We start from the raw sequence: 18,935 nt of genomic DNA on the forward strand, positions 1-18,935 counted from the left end.
CATCAGTTTCGCGTGGTCCGGCGCGGGCGCGGTCGGCCGGCTTCCGCCGCCGCGAACACGCGCTGCAGCGCCGGATGGACGTTGCCGTGCCAGCGCGGCCCCGTAAACAACCCGTAGTGATCGCAATCGTCGATGTCGACGCGATGGCGCTCGTCGGTCGACAGGCCGCTGCACAGCTCGAGCGCCGCATGCGTCTGGCCGGCGCCGGTAACCGCGTCGCGGGCGCCTTCGACGGTCAGCAGCGCGACGTCGCGCAGCGCCGCCGGGTCGACGCGCCGGCCGTGCACGCGCCACGCACCGGTCGCGAGCAACATGCGCTGGAACACGACGTCGACCGTGTCGAGAAAATAGTCGGCCGGCATGTCGAGCAGCGCCGTGTATTCGCGCAGCGCACGCCGCGCGTCGGCAAGCCCGGTCATGTCGAAGCGGGAAGCCGCCAGCGCGTAGGTCTCGATCAGCGTCAGGAAGCGTTGCGGATACAGGAGCGCGATCTCGCCCTGTTGCAGATAGGTCGGAAACACGTGGCGGCCGTGCCCCGCGAAGCCGGGCGGCACGATGTCGATCAGGTGGCGCCGGCACCAGTCGAGCGAATGGGCGGCGGCCGCGGCGCCGAGCGCGCTCGGGTTCAGGCGGGCATCGATCGGACCGCCGATCAGCGTGATACTCGCGGGCGGCGCAAGGCCGCGCGCGGCGCGCAGCGCGAGTGCGCCGAGTGCCGGTACGGTCGCCTGGCATACGGCGACGACGTGTAGCGGCCGATCGTCGTGCTGGAGGGTGCTGACGAAGCCGTCGAGCATCGCGACGTATTCGTCGAGCCCGAAACGGCCTGCCGCGAGCGGCACGTCGCGCGCATTGCGCCAGTCGGTCACGCAGACGTCGCCATCGGCGAGCAGCGTTTCGGCGGTTTCGCGCATCATCACGGCCGCGTGCCCGACGAGCGGCGCGCACAGCAGCACCGTGCGGTGCGCATCGGCGTGCGCGAAGCGCCGCAGGTCGCAAAACGGGGTGTGCGCGACGATCTGCTCGCTGACGGCAGGCCACGCGAGGTCGAAGCCCGGCGGCGCGGCCTGCGGCCCGAGCAGCGGTTCGAACAGGTCGTCGTAGCACGATGACGCGGCGTGCGGCAGCGACGCTGCGGGCCATGCGTCGAACGCGTAGCGCGTCGCCGCGCGCCATGCGCGCATCCATTCCCGCTGCTGCTCGACGACGGCATACCACATGGCGGACCCTGGGGCGGAAGAAGCGTGAATCTCCATTATGGTCACAGTGGCCGGGCAGCGGGAGCCCGGTGCGCGGCCGGCTGATGCACATCAAGCGCACGGGCACGCTAGGCATTGCCGCGCGCCGCTGCTACAGTCGTCAGTCCCATTCCCTCGAAGCGGAGCGTTCGCGATGAAGCTGATCGGCATGCTGGATTCCCCGTTCGTGCGCCGCGTCGCCATTTCGGCGAAGCTGCTCGACCTGCCGTTCGAACACGAGTCGATCTCGGTGTTCCGTCATCTCGAGCGGTTCAGGACGCTCAACCCGGCCGTCAAGGCGCCGACGCTCGTGACCGACGGCGGCGCGACGCTGCTCGATTCGTCGCTGATCGTCGACTATCTCGACCACCTGGCCGCGCCGGAGCGGCGCCTGCTGCCCGACGCCGTCGAGGCCCGGCTGCGCGCGCTGGTGCCGATCGGGTTCGCGCTGGCCGCGGCCGAGAAAACCGTGCAGGTCGTCTACGAGCAGGCGCTGCGCCCGTCGGACAAGCAGCACGAACCGTGGGTCGATCGCGTGCTGAGCCAGCTCGAAGGGGCATACGGCGCGCTGGAACCACTGGTCGCGGCCACCCGCGGCTGGTTCGGCGGTGCGCGATTGCTGCAGTCGGACGTGACCGTCGCGGTGGCGTGGCGCTTCACGCAGTTCATGGCGGCCGACTATCCGGTGCTCGCGCGGATCGATCCGGCCCGTTATCCGGCGCTCGCCGCGCATTCCGCGCGGGCGGAAGCGCTGCCGGCCTTCGTCGACACGCCGCTCGTCTAGGCTTCGAAGCGGGGCGCCGGGCTGTCGCACGCCGCTGTCGGCGGCCGCGCGGCCTTGTCCGGCAAGCCGCGGCCGATTGTTCTCAACGGCTGACAAGTGACTTCGCATTCGCGCTGTTTATCCGGACCCGACCGATCCCTAGAATCCACTCCATCAAATCACGCATTGCCAGATGGAGCCGATGATGAAAGCCCTGATCGAATCGAGCCTGTACCACCCGTCCGTCGTGTTGCCGCTTGCCGCGCTGACGCAACTGATGGTCGAGCGCGATTTCAATCTCGGCCAGGTCGGGTTGATCATGGCCACGCGCGGTGCCCAGGCGGCGGTGTCGCGCTCGCGTGCGCTGATCTTCTGCCGCCATTGCGAAGCGCGCGCGTGAAGGCATCCGCATCGGAAGGATGAAAAAAAGCCCGGCCGGCGCAAGCCGGTCGGGCGGATCGGTTTCGATCGAGCCCCGGCTTCGGCCGGGGCTTTTTCATGGGGTGACGCTCACGCGCGGGCGGGAGTCGCGACGCCGTAGATTTCCGGTTCGTCGTCCTCCTCGCGCAACTGGCGCGCGAGCTGGTGCGCTTCGCGGCGCGTCGCGACGGCCGGCGGCGAGCCCTTCAGCGGCTGGCGCGCGGTTTCGGCGAGTGCGACGACCGACACGATGCCGATCAACGCGGCGCCCATCATGTAGTACGCGGGCATCATCAGGTTGTGCGTCACGTCGACGAGCCACGCGGTGACCAGCGGCGTCGTGCCGCCGAACAGCGACACCGACACGTTGAAGCCGATCGCGAGCGCGCCGTAGCGGATCTCGGTCGGGAACAGCGCGGGCAGCGCCGACGGCATCACGCCGGTGAAGCACGACAGCAGCACGCCGAGGATCAGCAGACCGCCGAACACCGACGCGGTGGTGCCCGCATGGATCAGCATCAGCGACGGGATCGACAGCGCCAGCAGGCCCACGCAGCCGGCGAGCATCACCGGCTTGCGGCCGACCTTGTCCGACAGGCGGCCGGCGTACAGCGTCATCGGCATCATCAGCACCATCACGATCAGCACCAGCACGAGGCTGTGCGATTCGTCGAAGTGCAGCGTCGACGACATGAAGCTCGGCAGGTACGACAGCACCATGTAGTCGGTCACGTTGAAGATCAGCACGAGGCCCACGCACAGCAGCAGTGCACGCCAGTTGCGCAGCAGCGTTTCGCGGAAGCGCGCCTTCGGCACGGCCTTGTCCTGCGCTTCGCGCTCTTCGGCCTGGCGCTTGAATGCCGGCGTTTCCTCGAGCTTCATCCGGATGTAGAGACCGATCAGGCCGAGCGGGCCGGCGATCAGGAACGGCACGCGCCAGCCCCACGACAGCAGCGCTTCCTGCGACAGCGACGCGGTGAGCAGCGCGACGACGCCCGCGCCCAGCACATAGCCGATCAGCGTGCCGAACTCCAGGAAGCTGCCCATGAAGCCACGGCGCTTGTCGGTCGAGAACTCGGCGATGAAGGTCGCCGCGCCGCCGTATTCGCCGCCGGTCGAGAAGCCCTGCACGAGGCGGGCGACGAGCAACAGGACCGGGGCCATGATGCCGATCGACGCATAGCTCGGAATCAGGCCGATCGCGAAGGTGCCGACGGCCATCATGATCATCGTCGCGGCGAGCACGCGCTGGCGGCCGATGCGGTCGCCGAGCGGGCCGAACACCATGCCGCCGAGCGGGCGCACGAGGAACGCGGCCGCGAACGTGCCGAAGGTCGCGAGCAGCTGCGCGGACGGGCTGCTGGACGGGAAGAACACCTTGCCGAGCGTGACGGCGATATAGCTGTAGACGCCGAAGTCGAACCATTCCATCGCGTTACCGATGGCCATCGCGCTGACGGCGCGCTTGAGCAGGCTCTGGTCGACGACGGTGATGTCGTCCGCGGCGAGCGGGGCCTCGCCGGACGACGAAGCGGGGGAAGAGACAGCGGTCGGGCTGACGTGTGTTGCGGTCAAGGTCATGCACTCCTTTGACAGCGCCGGAACGGGCGGGCCGTCCGACACGGTTTGCCGGCGAGCGCGGCGTCGTGTGCTGCGCGTCGGGGCAGACCATTAAGCACTTACTGCACAGGAGGCAGTAACGGGCTGCAAGGGGCTGCTTCGACGCGGGCCCGGTGGGCCGTCGCGACAGTGCGCTCATGAAGAATGGGCCGCGTGATGCAGGCGGCGGATGCCGGTGCGGACGAGGTGTCCGGCGTGCCGGCAACGCCCCGGAGGGGCAGCGAAACGAGAAAAGCGGGCCTGTCGGGCGGGCTTTCCTGTGGATGCAATTTCGATCGAGGCACCGGCCCGCAGCGTGCGGACGGACTTCTCTCAAAATCGAAAAGACAGAGATTGAATGTTGAAACAGGCGACATGATAGCACGATGACGGACGATCGTGCAAATTGCCGGGAGTCGCCCGTCTGGCGGGGCCTCCGGCGCGCCCCGCTCGGGTATGATCGGCGGCGCGCGGCGCGGCCGTGCCGCCCGTCGCGACGGGGCTGAATTCGCGAGGAACCGGATGACCGAACTGATCAGGATCGCGGCGCTGTTCGCCGCTACCGCGCTGGCCGAAATCGTCGGCTGTTACCTGCCGTGGCTCGTGCTGAAGGCCGGGCGTCCGGCCTGGCTGCTGGTGCCGGCCGCGCTGTCGCTCGCGCTGTTCGCGTGGCTGCTGACGCTGCACCCCAGTGCGGCGGGGCGCACGTATGCCGCGTACGGCGGCGTGTACATCGCGGTGGCGCTGGTCTGGCTGCGGGTGGTCGACGGCGTCGCGCTGACCCGCTGGGACGTGGCCGGCGCGGTGCTCGCGCTCGGCGGGATGGCCGTCATCGCGCTGCAGCCGCGCGCGTAAGCGCGGCCGCGGCGCGGGGCGCGTGCGTCAGGCCGCTTCGGCGGTATCCGTGTCGGCGGGCTGGCGCCACACGCAGGTGCCCTTGACCGACTTGTCGAGTTCGTCGAGCTGAGCCTGGTGCGCGGCCAACTCGTCGTCGCTTGCGACCACTACAGGCAGGTCGAGCGCGGCGAGCGACACGCGCTTGCCGTTCGCGGCGCCGCCGTCGGCGCTCGCGTCGTCGAGCATGTCGATCACGAGGCTGTCCTGGCCGCGCGTCATCGCGAGATACACCTCGGCGAGCAGCTCCGAGTCGAGCAGCGCGCCGTGCAGCGTGCGGTGCGCGTTGCTGATGCCGAAGCGGTCGCACAGCGCGTCGAGCGAGTTGCGCTTGCCGGGGAACATCTGCTTGGCCTGCACCAGCGTGTCGATCACGCCGCCGCAATGCTCGGTGAACGGCGGCAGGCCGAGCCGCGCGAATTCGGCGTCGAGGAAGCCCAGGTCGAACGGCGCGTTGTGGATGATCAGCTCGGCGTCCTTCACGAAGTCGAGGATCTGGTGGGCGACTTCCGCGAATTTCGGCTTGTCGCTCAAGAATTCGGTCGTGAGGCCGTGCACTGCCAGTGCGCCCGGATCGCTGTCGCGCTCGGGGTTCACGTAGAAGTGCAGGTTGTTGCCGGTGAGCCGCCGGTTCAGCAGCTCGACGCAGCCGATTTCGATGAGGCGGTCGCTCGTGCGGGCGTTCAGGCCGGTGGTTTCGGTATCGAGAATGATCTGGCGCATATCGGGAAAAGCAACAAAAACAGGAGAGGGCGGCCGCGGTTCAGGCGGCCAGCGATTCGACGCCGCGATTCGCGAGCGCGTCCGCGCGCTCGTTTTCGGGATGGCCCGCGTGACCCCTGACCCAGCGCCACTCGATCTCGTGCTGCGCGACGAGCGCGTCGAGCCGCTTCCACAGGTCGGCATTCTTCACGGGCGTCTTCGCCGCGGTGACCCAGCCTTTCTTCTTCCACCCGTGGATCCACTCGCTGATGCCCTTCTGCACGTATTGCGAGTCGGTATGCACGATCACCCGGCACGGCCGCTTCAGCGCTTCGAGCGCGGCGATCACGCCCATCAGCTCCATGCGGTTGTTGGTCGTGTTCGGCTCGCCGCCGAACAGTTCCTTTTCCTGACTGCCGTAGCGCAGCAGGGCGCCCCAGCCGCCGGGGCCGGGGTTGCCCTTGCAGGCGCCGTCGGTATAGATGTCGATGGTGTCGGTTGTCATGAACGTTCTTGGTGGGTGGTCGGGGAGGCCGCCGGCGTCAGGCCCGGTGCGAGCACGGGCTTCTTCATCTTGATCGGGCCGACGAGGCGCATGCCGCGCACGCGCTTGACGGCCGTCACCATGTAGACGGCGCCGAAGATCGGCCACCAGCGGTCGCCGGCGGCCTCCATGAAGCCGTAGCGGGCCAGCCACTTGTCGGTGGCGAGCGGCGGCCGGTAGCAGCCGAAGCGGCCGCGTTCGAGGTCGAAGCCGAGCAGCTTGATCCAGTCCTTGAGCCGGATGAACGCGATCTGGTCGCGCGTGGCCGGCACGAACGGGCGGTTCGCCATGCGCCCGAACGACTGCCGCATGCCCCACAGGCTCAGCGAATTGAAGCCGGTGATCACGAGCTGGCCTTCCGGCATCAGCACGCGCTCGGCCTCGCGCAGCAGACGGTGCGGGTCGGACGTGAATTCGAGCGTGTGCGGCATCACGATCAGGTCGACGCTCTGCGACTCGAACGGCAGGTCGAGCAGGTCGCACCACGTCGTGCTGCGATCGGCGGGCGCGTGGGCCGCCGTGTGTGCTTCGCGCGCCCACGGATACTGGTACGGCGCGCTCGCGCCGCTCGCCGGGTCGAGCACGAGGCCGCGATACGGCATGCGGTTCTCGCGCAGCGCGTCGAGTTGCGGCAGGCCGAGCTGCAGCGCGTGGAAGCCGAAGACGTCGGATACGATCCGGTCGAGCTGCGCCTGCTCCCAGCCCAGCACGTAGCGGCCGGGCGGCGAGTCGGTCCAGGCGGGCCAGTCTATAATTTGACGGTCAGACATAACGATGATTGCGCGCCTATGAACGAGCTGGAATACGTGCCGGTTCCGGCATTCGAAGACAACTATATCTGGCTCGTCTCGGACGGCCGCGATGCGATCGCCGTCGACCCGGGTGAAGCCGCGCCCGTACGCCGGGTTCTTGCCGAACGAGGCTGGCGGTTGACCGCTATTTTACTCACGCACCACCACGCCGACCACGTCGGCGGTGTCGACGCGCTGCTGCATAGCCAACCGGCCGATGTTCCGCTCACCGTTTACGGCCCCGCGGCCGAAGCGATCGACGTGGTCACGCGGCCGCTGTCGGGCGGCGATCGCGTGACGCTCGACGCGCCGGCCGTCGCATTCGACGTGCTCGACGTGCCGGGCCATACGCGCGGCCACATTGCGTATTTTCAGGCGGCCAGCCAAGGCGCGACCGGCCAAGGCGCGGCCGGCCACGGCAACGCGGTGCCGCACGTGTTCTGCGGCGACACGCTGTTCTCGTGTGGCTGCGGCCGCCTGTTCGAAGGCACGCCCGCGCAGATGCTCGCGTCGCTCGACGCGCTCGCGGCGCTGCCGGATGATACCCGCGTGCATTGCGCACACGAATACACGCTGTCGAACATCCGCTTCGCACTCGCGTGCGAGCCGGGCAATGCGGCGCTCGCCGCGTGGCGCGACGACGCGCAGGCGCTGCGTGCGCGCGGCGTGCCGACGCTGCCCACTACGATCGCCCACGAACGTGCCGTTAACCCGTTCATGCGGGCCGACAGCGCGGCGATCCACGCGACGCTCGAGGCCGAGCTGCACGAAACGGTGACGGATCGTCTGGCGGCATTCACGCTGATGCGCGAATGGAAAAACCGGTTCCGATGACGTTTTCCGGAGGACTCCAAAGCTCAAGCGGTGTCTGTAAAAATTGCTCCAAATGTAGGATTTCGCTGAGTTTTCGGTGTTTTTATTGACGTGAAGCACGCACTTCCGTAGTATCGCCTGCAATTTCCAGCCGTCGGAAGCCGAGATTTTCATGCGACTTATATTGAGTGCGATGGTGGTGCTGCTACTCGCCGCTTGTGCGAGCCAGCCTCCTGTCGCCAACAACGCCGCCGATTCGCAGGCGACGTCCAACTACCTCCGTAAATCAGCCACCGCCAAAGAAACTGTCGACGTCGACAAGCAATCCGTCGGCGACCTGACCAGTGCAGACTCCGATCTCTGGGCGCGCATCCGCCGCGGCTTCCAGATGCCCGATCTGCAGAGCGATCTCGTCGACATGCAGACGACCTGGTATACGCAGCGTCCCGATTACGTGCAGCGCATGACCGAGCGCTCGCAGAAGTACCTGTATCACATCGTCGAGGAACTCGAGGCGCGTCACATGCCGACCGAGCTCGCGCTGCTGCCGTTCATCGAGTCCGCATACAACCCGCAGGCGCTGTCGGTCGCGAAGGCGGCCGGCATGTGGCAGTTCATGCCCGGCACCGGCCGCACGTACAACCTGAAGCGCAACATGTGGCAGGACGAGCGCCGCGACGTGCTCGCGTCGACGAGCGCCGCGCTCGACTACCTGTCCCGTCTGCACGACATGTTCGGCGACTGGTATCTGGCGCTGGCCGCGTACAACTGGGGCGAGGGCAACGTGCAGCGTGCGATCGCGCGCAACCAGGCGGCCGGCCTGCCGACCGACTACCAGAGCCTGCGGATGCCGAACGAGACGCGCAACTACGTGCCGAAGCTGCAGGCGGTGAAGAACATCATCGCGAGCCCGCAGCAGTACGGCCTGACGCTGCCGGATATCCCGAACCACCCGTATTTCGTGACGGTCACGACGTCGCGCGACATCGACGTGGCGGTGGCCGCGAAGCTCGCGAACCTGCCGCTCGACGAGTTCCGCTCGCTGAACCCGTCGTTCTCGAAGCCCGTGATCCTCGGCGCGACCGAGCCGCAGATCCTGCTGCCGTTCGACAACGCGTCCGCGTTCGAGAAGAACCTGAAAGCCTATAGCGGCCAGTTGTCGTCGTGGACCACCTATACGGTCAGCGAGCGTGCGCGTCCGGCTGCGATCGCCGAGAAGATCGGCGTCGACGCCGATACGCTGATGTCGGTCAACAAGATTCCGGCCGGCATGCGCCTGAAGCCGGGCTCGACGATCGTCGTGCCGCGCGGCGATGACGACGACGAGGACATCAGCGCTGACGTCGCCGAAAACGGCGCACTCGCGATGGAGCCCGACGTCCCCGATACGCGCAAGATGCTGATCCGCGTGCGTCGCAAGCAGTCGATGGCGGCGCTCGCCGGCCGCTACGGCGTGTCGGTCGGCCAGTTGAAGGCGTGGAACCGGACGCACCGCGATGTCGTGATGCCGGGGCAGGCGCTCGTGCTGCACGTGCCGGTCGGCCGTTCGGTGCCGGCGGAGCCCGGTCCGGAGCGGATCGCGACGTCGACGGGCGGTGCGCACATCGAGCGCGCGAGCCTGGCGGTCGGCGGCAAGTCGCACGGCGGCAAGCGCGGCGCCGCCAAGTCGTCGGCCCGGCCGGCGGCGAAGTCGGCGAAGGCCGCTCCCGCGAAAGCCGCGCCGGCCAAGACCGCCGCGCACAAGGGCAAGAAGAAGTAAGCGCGGCTAGCGTGGCGGCCGGTCAGGCCGGCACGATTGCGCTATCATCCGACGAATTCGACGAAACGCCGTCACCGAGGTGACGGCGTTTTCGTTTGTGCGCGGCGGGCGGCGCTACGTCACGCGTCTTCATCTTCATGGGGCAAGGGGGAGCGATGTTGTCGGTACAGGTGAGGGTGCTCGCGCTGTTTTCGGTCGGGTATTTCGTATCGTATGTGTTCCGCGGCGTCAATCTGGGCTTCGCGCCGTTCGTCACGCACGAGCTCGGCCTGTCGGCCGCCGATCTCGGTCTCCTCACCAGCCTCTATTTCCTCGGTTTCGCGGGGGCGCAGATTCCGGCCGGCGTGATGCTCGACCACTTCGGCCCGCGCCGCGTGACGGCCGGCATGCTGCTGTTCGCGGCGGCCGGCGCGGCCGTGTTCGGCGCGGCGCACGGCATCGGCACGATGATGGTCGGCCGGCTGCTGATCGGCGTTGGCGTATCGGTGTGTCTCGGCGCGGCGTTCAAGGCGCTCGCGCAGCATTTCCCCGTCGGCCGGCTGCCGCTCGTCAACGGCCTCGTGATGGCCGTGGGCGGCCTCGGCGGCGTGATGGTCGGTTCGCCGCTGACCTGGCTGCTCGGCTGGGCGAGCTGGCGCGCGATCTGTCTCGGCCTCGCGGTGCTGACGGTGGTCGTCGCGGCATCGATCGGCTTCGGCGCGCCCGACGCGCAGCAGGCGCGCCATCAGGGCGGGCTCGTCAGCCAGTTCAAGGGCACGTGGCACATCCTGAGCAGCCGCGCGTTCTGGAAGATCGCGTCGTTCTCCGTCGTCACGCAGGGCGTGTTCTATGCGATGCAGTCGCTGTGGGTCGGCCCGTATCTGCGCGATGTCGGCGGGTTCGATGCGCCGCATGCCGCGCGTCTCGTGTCGGTGCTCGGCTTCGCGATGATGGCCGGCTGCGTCGGCTTCGGCGCGACGGCGCGCGTGCTCGAGCGGCGCGGCGTGTCGGTCTACGCAACCTGCGGCATCGGCATGGCGCTGTTCGTCGCGACGCAATTCGCGATCGTCGCGCGCGTGCCGTTGCCGCCCGCCGTGCTGTGGGCCGCCTACGGAGTGTTCGGCGGCGTGGGTATCCTGACCTACGCGGTGATGGCCGGCCACTTTCCCGCTCATCTGATCGGCCGCGCGAACACGACGCTCACGCTCGTGATCTTCCTGCTGATCTTCGCGTTCCAGATCGGCGTCGGCGCCGTGCTGTCGCACTGGCCGGCGGTCGACGGCCGTTATCCGGCCGCCGCGCACTTCACCGCCTGGGGCGTGCTGCTCGCGCTGCAGCTCGCGAGCGCGGTCTGGTATGTGTGGCCCGCGCGCGGCGCTGGCCAAGCGCACTGATCCGGCGGTACGCTGACAGGCAGGGCGGCCGCGAAAACAGGGCCGCAGCACGTCGCGCCGGGCGGCAGGGCGCGGCGCGCGTACGATCGGACGGCCATATCGATTGAAGATAGGGCCATTTTCAGGCTATAATTTGAAAGTTTGTGCTGATCAACCTCGCACCCTAGCGCCTACCTCATTCATCCCGTTCATCCGCCGCACGCCGCCTGCCGGGCGATGCCGCGAAGCCTCGTGCGCCACGCGCCGGGTTCGCGTCTCGACAACGCAGGCCGCGTCCAGCTAGCGACCACGCGCGCCCACGCAGCGCGGCGCTCGCGCGGCAGGGTAAACAGGTCGGCAGCAGGGTGTTCCCCAAGGAGCCTCCCGTGTTGCCGTCTTTTTCTCCCGCCTTGCTTGCACTCGCCGACGGCACGGTCTTTCGTGGTTATTCGATCGGGGCCGAAGGCCATACGATCGGCGAAGTCGTGTTCAATACCGCGATCACCGGCTATCAGGAAATCCTGACTGATCCGAGCTACTCGCGCCAGATCGTCACGCTCACCTATCCGCATATCGGCAACGTCGGCGTCAACGCCGAGGACGTCGAAGCCACGAAAGTCCATGCCGCCGGCCTGATCATCCGCGATCTGCCGACGCTCGCATCGAACTTCCGCATGGACCGCACGCTCGGCGACTACCTGCGCGACGAAGGCGTCGTCGCGATCGCCGGCATCGATACCCGCAAGCTGACCCGCATCCTGCGCGACAAGGGCGCGCAGAACGGCTGCATCCTGACGGGCTCCGACGACGAAGCGAAGGCGATCGAGCTGGCGCGCTCGTTCCCGGGCCTCGCCGGCATGGATCTCGCGAAGGTCGTGTCGACCACCAAGCCGTTCGAGTGGAAGCAGACGGAATGGCGTCTCGAAGGCGGCTACGGCATGCAGGAAGCGCCGAAGTACCGCGTCGTCGCGTACGACTTCGGCGTCAAGTACAACATCCTGCGCATGCTGGCCGAGCGCGGCTGCCATGTGACGGTGCTGCCGGCGCAGGCGAGCGCGGAAGATGCGCTCGCGCTGAATCCGGACGGCGTGTTCCTGTCGAACGGCCCCGGCGATCCGGAGCCGTGCGATTACGCGATCGCGGCCACGAAGGCATTCATCGAGCGCGGCGTGCCGACCTTCGGCATCTGCCTCGGCCACCAGATCATGGGCCTCGCGGTCGGCGCGAAGACGCTCAAGATGAAGACGGGCCACCACGGCGCGAACCATCCGGTGAAGGACCTCGGCGACGGCCGGGTCGTGATCACGTCGCAGAACCACGGCTTCGCGGTGGACGCCGATTCGCTGCCGGCCAATGCGCGCGTGACCCACGTGTCGCTGTTCGACGGCACGCTGCAGGGTTTCGAGCTGACCGACAAGCCGGCGTTCTGCTTCCAGGGCCACCCGGAAGCGTCGCCTGGCCCGCACGACATCGGCTACCTGTTCGACCGTTTCACCGCGCTGATGGATGCGGCGAAGCAGCGCAACGCCTAAGTCACTGACGCAACCGAAGGACGGGAGATTCACATCATGTTCGGCCACGCACTCGGCATCACGGATATCTGGACCTACGTGTTCGGCGTGATCTTCATCATCCTGCTGCCGGGGCCGAACTCGATGTACGTGCTGTCGCTCGCCGCGCAGCGCGGCGTGAAGGCCGGCTATCGCGCGGCCTGCGGCGTGTTCGTCGGCGATACGGTGCTGATGGTGCTGTCCGCCGCGGGCGTCGCGTCGCTGCTGAAGGCGAACCCGCTGCTGTTCTCCGTCGTCAAGTACGGCGGCGCCGCGTACTTGCTGTACATCGGCACCGGGATGCTGCGCAGCGCGTGGAGCAAGCTGCGCGCGCGCGGCGATGCACCGGTCGATGCGCCGCAGGCGGTGGACGGCGAACGTCCGTTCCGCAAGGCGCTGATCGTGAGCCTGCTGAATCCGAAGGCGATCCTGTTCTTCATCTCGTTCTTCATCCAGTTCGTCGACCCGGCATTCCCGCATCCCGCGCTGTCGTTCGTCGTGCTCGGGGCAATCGCGCAATGCGCGAGCTTCCTGTACCTGAGCACGCTGATCTTCGCGGGCGCGCGGCTCGCCGAGCATTTCCGCCGCCGCCGCAAGCTCGCGGCAGGCGCGGCGAGCAGCGTGGGCGGCCTGTTCATCGGTTTCTCGGTGAAGCTGGCGCTCGCGACCATGAGCTGAGCGCCGCCGGCCGACCCACGACAACGATTACTTATTGAATTCACAAGCCATGCCAAAACGCACAGACATCAAGAGCATCCTCATCATCGGCGCCGGCCCGATCATCATCGGCCAGGCGTGCGAGTTCGACTATTCGGGCGCGCAGGCTTGCAAGGCGTTGCGTGAGGAGGGCTACAAGGTCGTTCTCGTCAACAGCAACCCGGCGACGATCATGACCGACCCGAACACGGCCGACGTGACCTACATCGAGCCGATCACGTGGGAAGTCGTCGCACGCATCATCGAGAAGGAGCGCCCGGATGCGATCCTGCCGACGATGGGCGGCCAGACCGCGCTGAACTGCGCGCTCGACCTGCACCACCACGGCGTGCTCGAGAAGTTCGGCGTCGAACTGATCGGCGCGTCGCCGGAAGCGATCGACAAGGCTGAAGACCGCCAGAAGTTCAAGGACGCGATGACCAAGATCGGTCTCGGCTCCGCGAAGTCGGGCATCGCGCACTCGATGGAAGAAGCGACCAAGGTGCACGCCGAGATCATGGCGGCCACCGGCGGCAGCGGCTACCCGGTCGTGATCCGTCCGTCGTTCACGCTCGGCGGCTCGGGCGGCGGCATCGCGTACAACCGCGAAGAGTTCGAGGAGATCTGCAAGCGCGGTCTCGACCTGTCGCCCACGCGCGAGCTGCTGATCGAAGAGTCGCTGCTCGGCTGGAAGGAATACGAGATGGAAGTCGTGCGCGACCGCGCCGACAACTGCATCATCGTCTGCTCGATCGAAAACCTCGACCCGATGGGCGTGCACACCGGCGACTCGATCACGGTCGCGCCGGCGCAGACGCTCACCGACAAGGAATACCAGATCCTGCGTAACGCATCGCTCGCGGTGCTGCGCGAGATCGGCGTCGACACGGGCGGCTCGAACGTGCAGTTCTCGATCAACCCGAAGGACGGCCGCATGGTCGTCATCGAGATGAATCCGCGCGTGTCGCGTTCGTCGGCGCTCGCGTCGAAGGCCACCGGCTTCCCGATCGCGAAGGTCGCCGCGAAGCTGGCGGTCGGCTACACGCTCGACGAGCTGAAGAACGAAATCACCGGCGGCCAGACGCCGGCGTCGTTCGAACCGACGATCGACTACGTCGTCACGAAGATCCCGCGTTTCGCGTTCGAGAAGTTCCGCGAAGCCGATTCGCGCCTGACCACGCAGATGAAGTCGGTCGGCGAAGTGATGGCGATCGGCCGCACGTTCCAGGAATCGTTCCAGAAGGCGCTGCGCGGCCTCGAGGTCGGGGTCGACGGCCTCGACGAGAAGTCGACCAACCGCGACGAGATCGCGATCGAGATCCACGAGCCGGGCCCGGACCGCATCTGGTACGTCGGCGATGCGTTCCGCATCGGCATGACGGCCGAGGAAATCTTCGCGGAAACCGCGATCGACCCGTGGTTCCTCGAGCAGATCGAGCAGATCATCCTGAAGGAAAAGGCGCTGTCGGGCCGCACGCTCGCGTCGCTGACGTTCGACGAGCTGCGCTACCTGAAGCAGAGCGGCTTCTCCGACCGCCGCCTCGCGAAGCTGCTCGGCGCGACGCCGGAAGACGTCCGCCGCCGTCGCGTCGAACTGAACGTGCGCCCGGTCTACAAGCGCGTCGACACGTGCGCGGCCGAGTTCGCGACGAAAACCGCCTACATGTACTCGACCTACGAGGAAGAGTGCGAGGCGCAGCCGACCACGAACAAGAAGATCATGGTGCTGGGCGGCGGCCCGAACCGGATCGGCCAGGGCATCGAGTTCGACTACTGCTGCGTGCACGCAGCGCTCGCGATGCGCGAGGACGGCTACGAAACGATCATGGTCAACTGCAACCCGGAAACGGTGTCGACCGACTACGACACGTCCGACCGCCTGTACTTCGAGCCGCTGACGCTCGAGGACGTGCTCGAGATCGTCGACAAGGAAAAGCCGGTCGGCGTGATCGTCCAGTACGGCGGCCAGACGCCGCTGAAGCTCGCGCTCGACCTCGAGGCGCACGGCGTGCCGATCGTCGGCACGTCGCCGGACATGATCGACGCGGCCGAAGACCGCGAACGCTTCCAGAAGCTGCTGCAGGACCTCGGCCTGCGCCAGCCGCCGAACCGCACCGCCCGCGCCGAAGACGAAGCGCTCGCGCTCGCGGACGAAATCGGCTATCCGCTGGTCGTGCGCCCGTCGTACGTGCTCGGCGGCCGCGCGATGGAAATCGTCCACGAGCCGCGCGATCTCGAGCGCTACATGCGCGAGGCCGTGAAGGTGTCGAACGATTCGCCGGTGCTGCTCGACCGCTTCCTGAACGACGCGATCGAGTGCGACGTCGACTGCATCTGCGACGGCGAAGCGGTGTTCATCGGCGGCGTGATGGAGCACATCGAGCAGGCGGGCGTCCACTCGGGCGACTCGGCATGCTCGCTGCCGCCGTACTCGCTGTCGAAGGAAACCGTGGCCGAGCTGAAGCGCCAGACGGGCGCGATGGCGAAGGCGCTGAACGTGGTCGGCCTGATGAACGTGCAGTTCGCGATCCAGCAGGTGTCGCAGGCGGACGGCTCGAAGCAGGACATCATCTACGTGCTGGAAGTGAACCCGCGCGCGTCGCGCACGGTGCCGTACGTGTCGAAGGCGACCAGCCTGCCGCTCGCGAAGATCGCGGCGCGCGCGATGGTCGGCCAGAAGCTCGCGCAGCAGGGCGTGACGAAGGAAGTCGAGCCGCCGTACTTCAGCGTGAAGGAAGCGGTGTTCCCGTTCGTCAAGTTCCCGACCGTCGATCCGGTCCTCGGGCCCGAAATGCGCTCGACCGGCGAGGTGATGGGCGTCGGCCAGACGTTCGGCGAAGCGCTGTTCAAGTCGCAGCTCGCGGCCGGTTCGCGCCTGCCGGAGTCGGGCACGGTGCTGCTGACCGTGATGGACGCGGACAAGCCGAAGGCCGTCGAAGTCGCGCGCATGCTGCACGACCTCGGCTACCCGATCGTCGCGACCAAGGGCACGGCAGCCGCGATCGAAGCGGCCGGCGTGCCGGTGAAGGTCGTGAACAAGGTGAAGGACGGCCGTCCGCACATCGTCGACATGATCAAGAACGGCGAGATCGCCCTCGTGTTCACGACGGTCGACGAGACGCGCCAGGCGATCGCCGATTCGCGCTCGATCCGCATGAGCGCGCAGGCGCACAAGGTCACGTACTACACGACGATGTCGGGCGCGCGCGCGGCGGTCGAAGGCCTGCGCTACCTGAAGGATCTGGAAGTCTATGATTTACAAGGTCTTCACGCTCGCCTAAACTAAGCGGTCAGTTACCTGTCGAAGCAACACGTGCCGCGATTAGGCGGTGTTTCCAGTGCATCGGAAGCGCGCTTAATCGCGGTGATTTTTTTTATAGCCGTTTTTAGCGATTGAGCCGTTTATGAGCACCATTCCGTTGACAAAGCGTGGCGCAGAGCAACTGCGCGATGAATTGCAGCGCCTCAAGTCCGTCGAGCGGCCGGCCGTGATCAACGCGATCGCGGAGGCCCGCGCACAGGGCGATCTGTCCGAAAACGCCGAATACGACGCAGCGAAGGAAAAGCAGGGCTTTATCGAGGGCCGCATCGCGGAACTCGAATCCAAGCTGTCCGCCGCGCAAATCATCGATCCCACGGTGCTCGACGCCGATGGCCGCGTGGTGTTCGCCGCGACGGTCGAACTCGAGGATCTCGAGTCGGGCGACACCGTCAAGTACCAGATCGTCGGCGACGACGAAGCCGATATCGATCACGGCCTGATCTCGGTCAGCTCGCCGATCGCGCGTGCGCTGATCGGCAAGTCCGAAGGCGACGTTGCGGCCGTGCAGGCACCGAGCGGCGTGCGCGAGTACGAAATCATCTCGGTCAGCTACATCTGAAGCGGGGCGACGTGATGCCGCATCGCGTGTTCCGTCTGCTGTCGGCCGTGTGGGTCGGCAGCCTGCTGACGATCGGGTATGCGGTCGCGCCCGTATTGTTCAAGACGCTGGAGCGGATGACGGCCGGTTCGGTCGCCGCCCAGCTGTTCCGCATCGAGGCGATCCTCGGCGTCGTGTGCGGCGTACTGCTGCTCGCGTTGTCGAATCAGCAGGTGCGGCGCGGCAGCAGCGAGTATCGCCGCGTGCGCTGGATCGTCGCCGCGATGGTCGTATGCGTGCTGGTCGGGTATTTTGCGCTGCAGCCGTTCATGAACGCGCTGCGCGTGGCCGCGATGGATGCGGGCACCGATATCGCGAATTCGCCGTATGCGAGCCGCTTCGGGATGCTGCACGGCGTCTCGAGCGTGTTCTATCTCGTCGAAAGCGTGCTGGGGCTGATGCTGATCTGGCGTCTGCCGGCACGCGACGCCTGAACGCCCGTCGCTGCGCGTTGCGCAACGACGGGGCAGGGCGGCACGGCAATCCGTGCCGCACCGGCGCGTTACTTGTCCTGGAACGGCCGCTTGGTGCTGGCCTGGCGCTTTTTCGCGCGCTTCACGGTACCGCCTGCCGTCACGCGTTCGTTGCCGCGCACCGTGACCTTGACCGGCCGCGGACGGCGCACGGGGCTCGCGTTCGGCGACACCTTGACGACCTTGACGGTGCGCGGTGCACGGCCTTTCTTGTCGTCCGCGGCTTCTGCCGCGCTCGGCAGCGCACCGGCACGACGGCCGCGGGCCGGCGCCGCAACCGCGGCCTCGGGCTTCCAGATCACCAGCAGCTTGCCGATGTGTTGAATCGGCGCCGCGTTCAGGCGGTCGCAGATCTCGTCGTAGATCGCGATGCGCGTGTCGCGCTCGTCGCCGAACACGCGGATCTTGATCAGCTGGTGCGCATCGAGGTGCACCTTGATTTCCTTCAGCACGGCGTCGGTCAGCCCTTCGGCGCCGATCAGCACGACGGGCTTGAGCGCATGGGCCTGGGAGCGCAGCGCGGAGCGCTCGGCGGGAGAAAGCGAAAGGGCGGGCATGGAAATGTCGAAATCTAAATAAGGGCGCGCTGGCTGAAAAGCGATCGCGGGACGTTACCGCGTCAGCCGTGCGCCGAAACCACGTAAAATCGCGGCTTGGGCCTGAAAAGGGGCCGCAGCCGCGCGAAGAAGACGCGTATTATCCGCTAAAAGCGCGGCTTCACGAAGCAATTGGCAGCAATCTCTCTCTCGAATGGCAAAAAACCGCTTCAACCAGCACTGGCTGCACGACCACATCAACGACCCGTACGTCAAAATGGCGCAGCGGGAGGGCTATCGCGCGCGCGCCGCGTACAAGCTGAAGGAAATCGACGAGCAGGACAAGCTGATCCGTCCGGGCCAGGTGATCGTCGATCTCGGCGCCACACCGGGCAGCTGGAGCCAGTATGCCCGCAACAAGCTCGCGCAGGGCAAGAAGCGCGACGCGGAGCGCGAAGGCGGCATCGACGGCACGATCGTTGCGCTCGACATCCTGCCGATGGAGCCGATCGCCGACGTCCACTTCCTCCAGGGCGATTTCCGCGAGGACGACGTCCTTCACCAGCTCGAAGAAGTGCTCGAAGGCCGCGCGGTGGACCTTGTTATTTCCGACATGGCCCCCAACCTGTCTGGCGTGGCCTCGGCGGACGCGGCGCGCATCGAGCATCTCTGCGATCTGGCGCTCGAATTCGCGCAGAACCATCTGAAGCCGGACGGTGCGCTGCTCGTGAAGTGCTTTCACGGCAGCGGCTACAGCCAGATCGTCGAGAAATTCAAACAGCAGTTTAAGGTTGTCGCGCCGCGCAAGCCCAAGGCATCCCGCGACAAATCGTCCGAAACGTTCATTTTGGGTCGGCAGCTGAAGCATCCGCGCTGATGCGGAGT

18 protein-coding genes are annotated in these 18,935 nt (G+C 67.0%); 12 read left to right on the top strand and 6 right to left on the bottom strand.

The window, feature by feature from the left end:
• Positions 1–2: 2 nt before the first annotated feature.
• Positions 3–1,220, bottom strand: a complete 1,218-nt coding sequence (locus H0X90_RS05705; protein ID WP_048989191.1) for an esterase — start codon at positions 1,218–1,220, stop codon at positions 3–5.
• Between the two features lie 172 nt (positions 1,221–1,392).
• On the opposite strand from H0X90_RS05705, the gene H0X90_RS05710 reads away from it, so the two are divergent.
• Complete coding sequence (locus tag H0X90_RS05710; RefSeq protein WP_006491322.1) at positions 1,393–2,022, top strand: glutathione S-transferase family protein; 630 nt, start codon at positions 1,393–1,395, stop codon at positions 2,020–2,022.
• Between the two features lie 172 nt (positions 2,023–2,194).
• The gene (locus tag H0X90_RS05715; protein WP_006491323.1) at positions 2,195–2,401 is read left to right on the top strand and encodes a hypothetical protein; all 207 of its coding nucleotides are present in this window, start codon (positions 2,195–2,197) and stop codon (positions 2,399–2,401) included.
• 110 nt (positions 2,402–2,511) lie between these two features.
• Here H0X90_RS05715 and proP read toward each other — a convergent pair whose 3' ends face one another.
• On the bottom strand, positions 2,512–4,002 hold the full coding sequence (proP, locus tag H0X90_RS05720) for a glycine betaine/L-proline transporter ProP (RefSeq protein ID WP_006497622.1): 1,491 nt from the start codon (positions 4,000–4,002) through the stop codon (positions 2,512–2,514).
• 540 nt (positions 4,003–4,542) lie between these two features.
• On the opposite strand from proP, the gene H0X90_RS05725 reads away from it, so the two are divergent.
• A complete protein-coding gene (locus H0X90_RS05725; protein WP_034200763.1) occupies positions 4,543–4,875 on the top strand; it encodes a YnfA family protein in 333 nt (110 codons plus the stop codon).
• A gap of 27 nt (positions 4,876–4,902) precedes the next feature.
• Here H0X90_RS05725 and dnaQ read toward each other — a convergent pair whose 3' ends face one another.
• The 3 genes from dnaQ to H0X90_RS05740 are packed head-to-tail and all read right to left on the bottom strand — an operon-like array spanning position 4,903 to position 6,930.
• Positions 4,903–5,637 (bottom strand): DNA polymerase III subunit epsilon, encoded by a 735-nt coding sequence (gene dnaQ / locus H0X90_RS05730; RefSeq protein ID WP_077189627.1) that lies wholly within the window; start codon positions 5,635–5,637, stop codon positions 4,903–4,905.
• A 40-nt stretch (positions 5,638–5,677) separates the two neighbouring features.
• Positions 5,678–6,121 carry a ribonuclease HI gene (rnhA, locus tag H0X90_RS05735; protein ID WP_006490549.1) on the bottom strand — a complete coding sequence of 148 codons (444 nt, stop codon included), beginning with the start codon at positions 6,119–6,121 and terminating at the stop codon, positions 5,678–5,680.
• Positions 6,118–6,930: a class I SAM-dependent methyltransferase gene (locus tag H0X90_RS05740; protein ID WP_059721253.1), complete on the bottom strand. Its 813-nt coding sequence runs from the start codon at positions 6,928–6,930 to the stop codon at positions 6,118–6,120. Before H0X90_RS05740 ends, rnhA begins: the two co-directional genes overlap by 4 nt.
• An 18-nt stretch (positions 6,931–6,948) precedes the next feature.
• On the opposite strand from H0X90_RS05740, the gene gloB reads away from it, so the two are divergent.
• From gloB to H0X90_RS05780, 8 genes are all read left to right on the top strand, one after another.
• A complete protein-coding gene (gene gloB / locus H0X90_RS05745; RefSeq protein ID WP_077189628.1) occupies positions 6,949–7,785 on the top strand; it encodes a hydroxyacylglutathione hydrolase in 837 nt (278 codons plus the stop codon).
• 151 nt (positions 7,786–7,936) lie between these two features.
• Positions 7,937–9,523, top strand: a complete 1,587-nt coding sequence (locus H0X90_RS05750) for a transglycosylase SLT domain-containing protein (RefSeq protein ID WP_012492491.1) — start codon at positions 7,937–7,939, stop codon at positions 9,521–9,523.
• 155 nt (positions 9,524–9,678) lie between these two features.
• Positions 9,679–10,896, top strand: a complete 1,218-nt coding sequence (locus H0X90_RS05755; RefSeq protein ID WP_077189629.1) for a nitrate/nitrite transporter — start codon at positions 9,679–9,681, stop codon at positions 10,894–10,896.
• A 365-nt stretch (positions 10,897–11,261) separates the two neighbouring features.
• A complete protein-coding gene (gene carA / locus H0X90_RS05760) occupies positions 11,262–12,407 on the top strand; it encodes a glutamine-hydrolyzing carbamoyl-phosphate synthase small subunit (RefSeq protein ID WP_006490550.1) in 1,146 nt (381 codons plus the stop codon).
• Between the two features lie 36 nt (positions 12,408–12,443).
• Positions 12,444–13,103, top strand: a complete 660-nt coding sequence (leuE, locus tag H0X90_RS05765; protein WP_006490589.1) for a leucine efflux protein LeuE — start codon at positions 12,444–12,446, stop codon at positions 13,101–13,103.
• Positions 13,104–13,152: 49 nt separating this feature from the next.
• Positions 13,153–16,407: a carbamoyl-phosphate synthase large subunit gene (gene carB, locus H0X90_RS05770; protein WP_077189630.1), complete on the top strand. Its 3,255-nt coding sequence runs from the start codon at positions 13,153–13,155 to the stop codon at positions 16,405–16,407.
• Positions 16,408–16,525: 118 nt separating this feature from the next.
• Positions 16,526–17,002, top strand: coding sequence for a transcription elongation factor GreA (gene greA / locus H0X90_RS05775; RefSeq protein ID WP_006476345.1), 477 nt, complete (start codon positions 16,526–16,528; stop codon positions 17,000–17,002).
• 14 nt (positions 17,003–17,016) lie between these two features.
• Positions 17,017–17,475, top strand: a complete 459-nt coding sequence (locus H0X90_RS05780; RefSeq protein ID WP_006497614.1) for a DUF4149 domain-containing protein — start codon at positions 17,017–17,019, stop codon at positions 17,473–17,475.
• A 68-nt stretch (positions 17,476–17,543) separates the two neighbouring features.
• On the opposite strand, the gene H0X90_RS05785 is transcribed toward H0X90_RS05780, so the two are convergent.
• The gene (locus H0X90_RS05785) at positions 17,544–18,071 is read right to left on the bottom strand and encodes a YhbY family RNA-binding protein (RefSeq protein WP_006490572.1); all 528 of its coding nucleotides are present in this window, start codon (positions 18,069–18,071) and stop codon (positions 17,544–17,546) included.
• A 193-nt stretch (positions 18,072–18,264) separates the two neighbouring features.
• Here H0X90_RS05785 and H0X90_RS05790 point away from each other — a divergent pair, with 193 nt between their 5' ends.
• The gene (locus H0X90_RS05790) at positions 18,265–18,927 is read left to right on the top strand and encodes an RlmE family RNA methyltransferase (protein ID WP_006476343.1); all 663 of its coding nucleotides are present in this window, start codon (positions 18,265–18,267) and stop codon (positions 18,925–18,927) included.
• Positions 18,928–18,935 lie beyond the last annotated feature (8 nt).

This window comes from Burkholderia sp. 9775_39, from assembly GCF_015712225.1.
In the GTDB taxonomy this organism is placed as follows: domain Bacteria; phylum Pseudomonadota; class Gammaproteobacteria; order Burkholderiales; family Burkholderiaceae; genus Burkholderia; species Burkholderia cenocepacia.

What these genes read in the sequence shown, in the direction of transcription:
- H0X90_RS05705 (WP_048989191.1), bottom strand. Translation starts at nt 1,220, where the DNA reads ATGTGGTATGCCGTCGTCGAGCAGCAGCGGGAATGGATGCGCGCATGG.
- carB (WP_077189630.1), top strand. Translation starts at nt 13,153, where the DNA reads ATGCCAAAACGCACAGACATCAAGAGCATCCTCATCATCGGCGCCGGC.
- H0X90_RS05715 (WP_006491323.1), top strand. Translation starts at nt 2,195, where the DNA reads ATGGAGCCGATGATGAAAGCCCTGATCGAATCGAGCCTGTACCACCCG.
- rnhA (WP_006490549.1), bottom strand. Translation starts at nt 6,121, where the DNA reads ATGACAACCGACACCATCGACATCTATACCGACGGCGCCTGCAAGGGC.
- leuE (WP_006490589.1), top strand. Translation starts at nt 12,444, where the DNA reads ATGTTCGGCCACGCACTCGGCATCACGGATATCTGGACCTACGTGTTC.
- H0X90_RS05740 (WP_059721253.1), bottom strand. Translation starts at nt 6,930, where the DNA reads ATGTCTGACCGTCAAATTATAGACTGGCCCGCCTGGACCGACTCGCCG.
- H0X90_RS05780 (WP_006497614.1), top strand. Translation starts at nt 17,017, where the DNA reads ATGCCGCATCGCGTGTTCCGTCTGCTGTCGGCCGTGTGGGTCGGCAGC.
- H0X90_RS05790 (WP_006476343.1), top strand. Translation starts at nt 18,265, where the DNA reads ATGGCAAAAAACCGCTTCAACCAGCACTGGCTGCACGACCACATCAAC.
- greA (WP_006476345.1), top strand. Translation starts at nt 16,526, where the DNA reads ATGAGCACCATTCCGTTGACAAAGCGTGGCGCAGAGCAACTGCGCGAT.
- H0X90_RS05755 (WP_077189629.1), top strand. Translation starts at nt 9,679, where the DNA reads ATGTTGTCGGTACAGGTGAGGGTGCTCGCGCTGTTTTCGGTCGGGTAT.
- proP (WP_006497622.1), bottom strand. Translation starts at nt 4,002, where the DNA reads ATGACCTTGACCGCAACACACGTCAGCCCGACCGCTGTCTCTTCCCCC.
- H0X90_RS05725 (WP_034200763.1), top strand. Translation starts at nt 4,543, where the DNA reads ATGACCGAACTGATCAGGATCGCGGCGCTGTTCGCCGCTACCGCGCTG.
- dnaQ (WP_077189627.1), bottom strand. Translation starts at nt 5,637, where the DNA reads ATGCGCCAGATCATTCTCGATACCGAAACCACCGGCCTGAACGCCCGC.
- gloB (WP_077189628.1), top strand. Translation starts at nt 6,949, where the DNA reads ATGAACGAGCTGGAATACGTGCCGGTTCCGGCATTCGAAGACAACTAT.
- H0X90_RS05785 (WP_006490572.1), bottom strand. Translation starts at nt 18,071, where the DNA reads ATGCCCGCCCTTTCGCTTTCTCCCGCCGAGCGCTCCGCGCTGCGCTCC.
- H0X90_RS05710 (WP_006491322.1), top strand. Translation starts at nt 1,393, where the DNA reads ATGAAGCTGATCGGCATGCTGGATTCCCCGTTCGTGCGCCGCGTCGCC.
- H0X90_RS05750 (WP_012492491.1), top strand. Translation starts at nt 7,937, where the DNA reads ATGCGACTTATATTGAGTGCGATGGTGGTGCTGCTACTCGCCGCTTGT.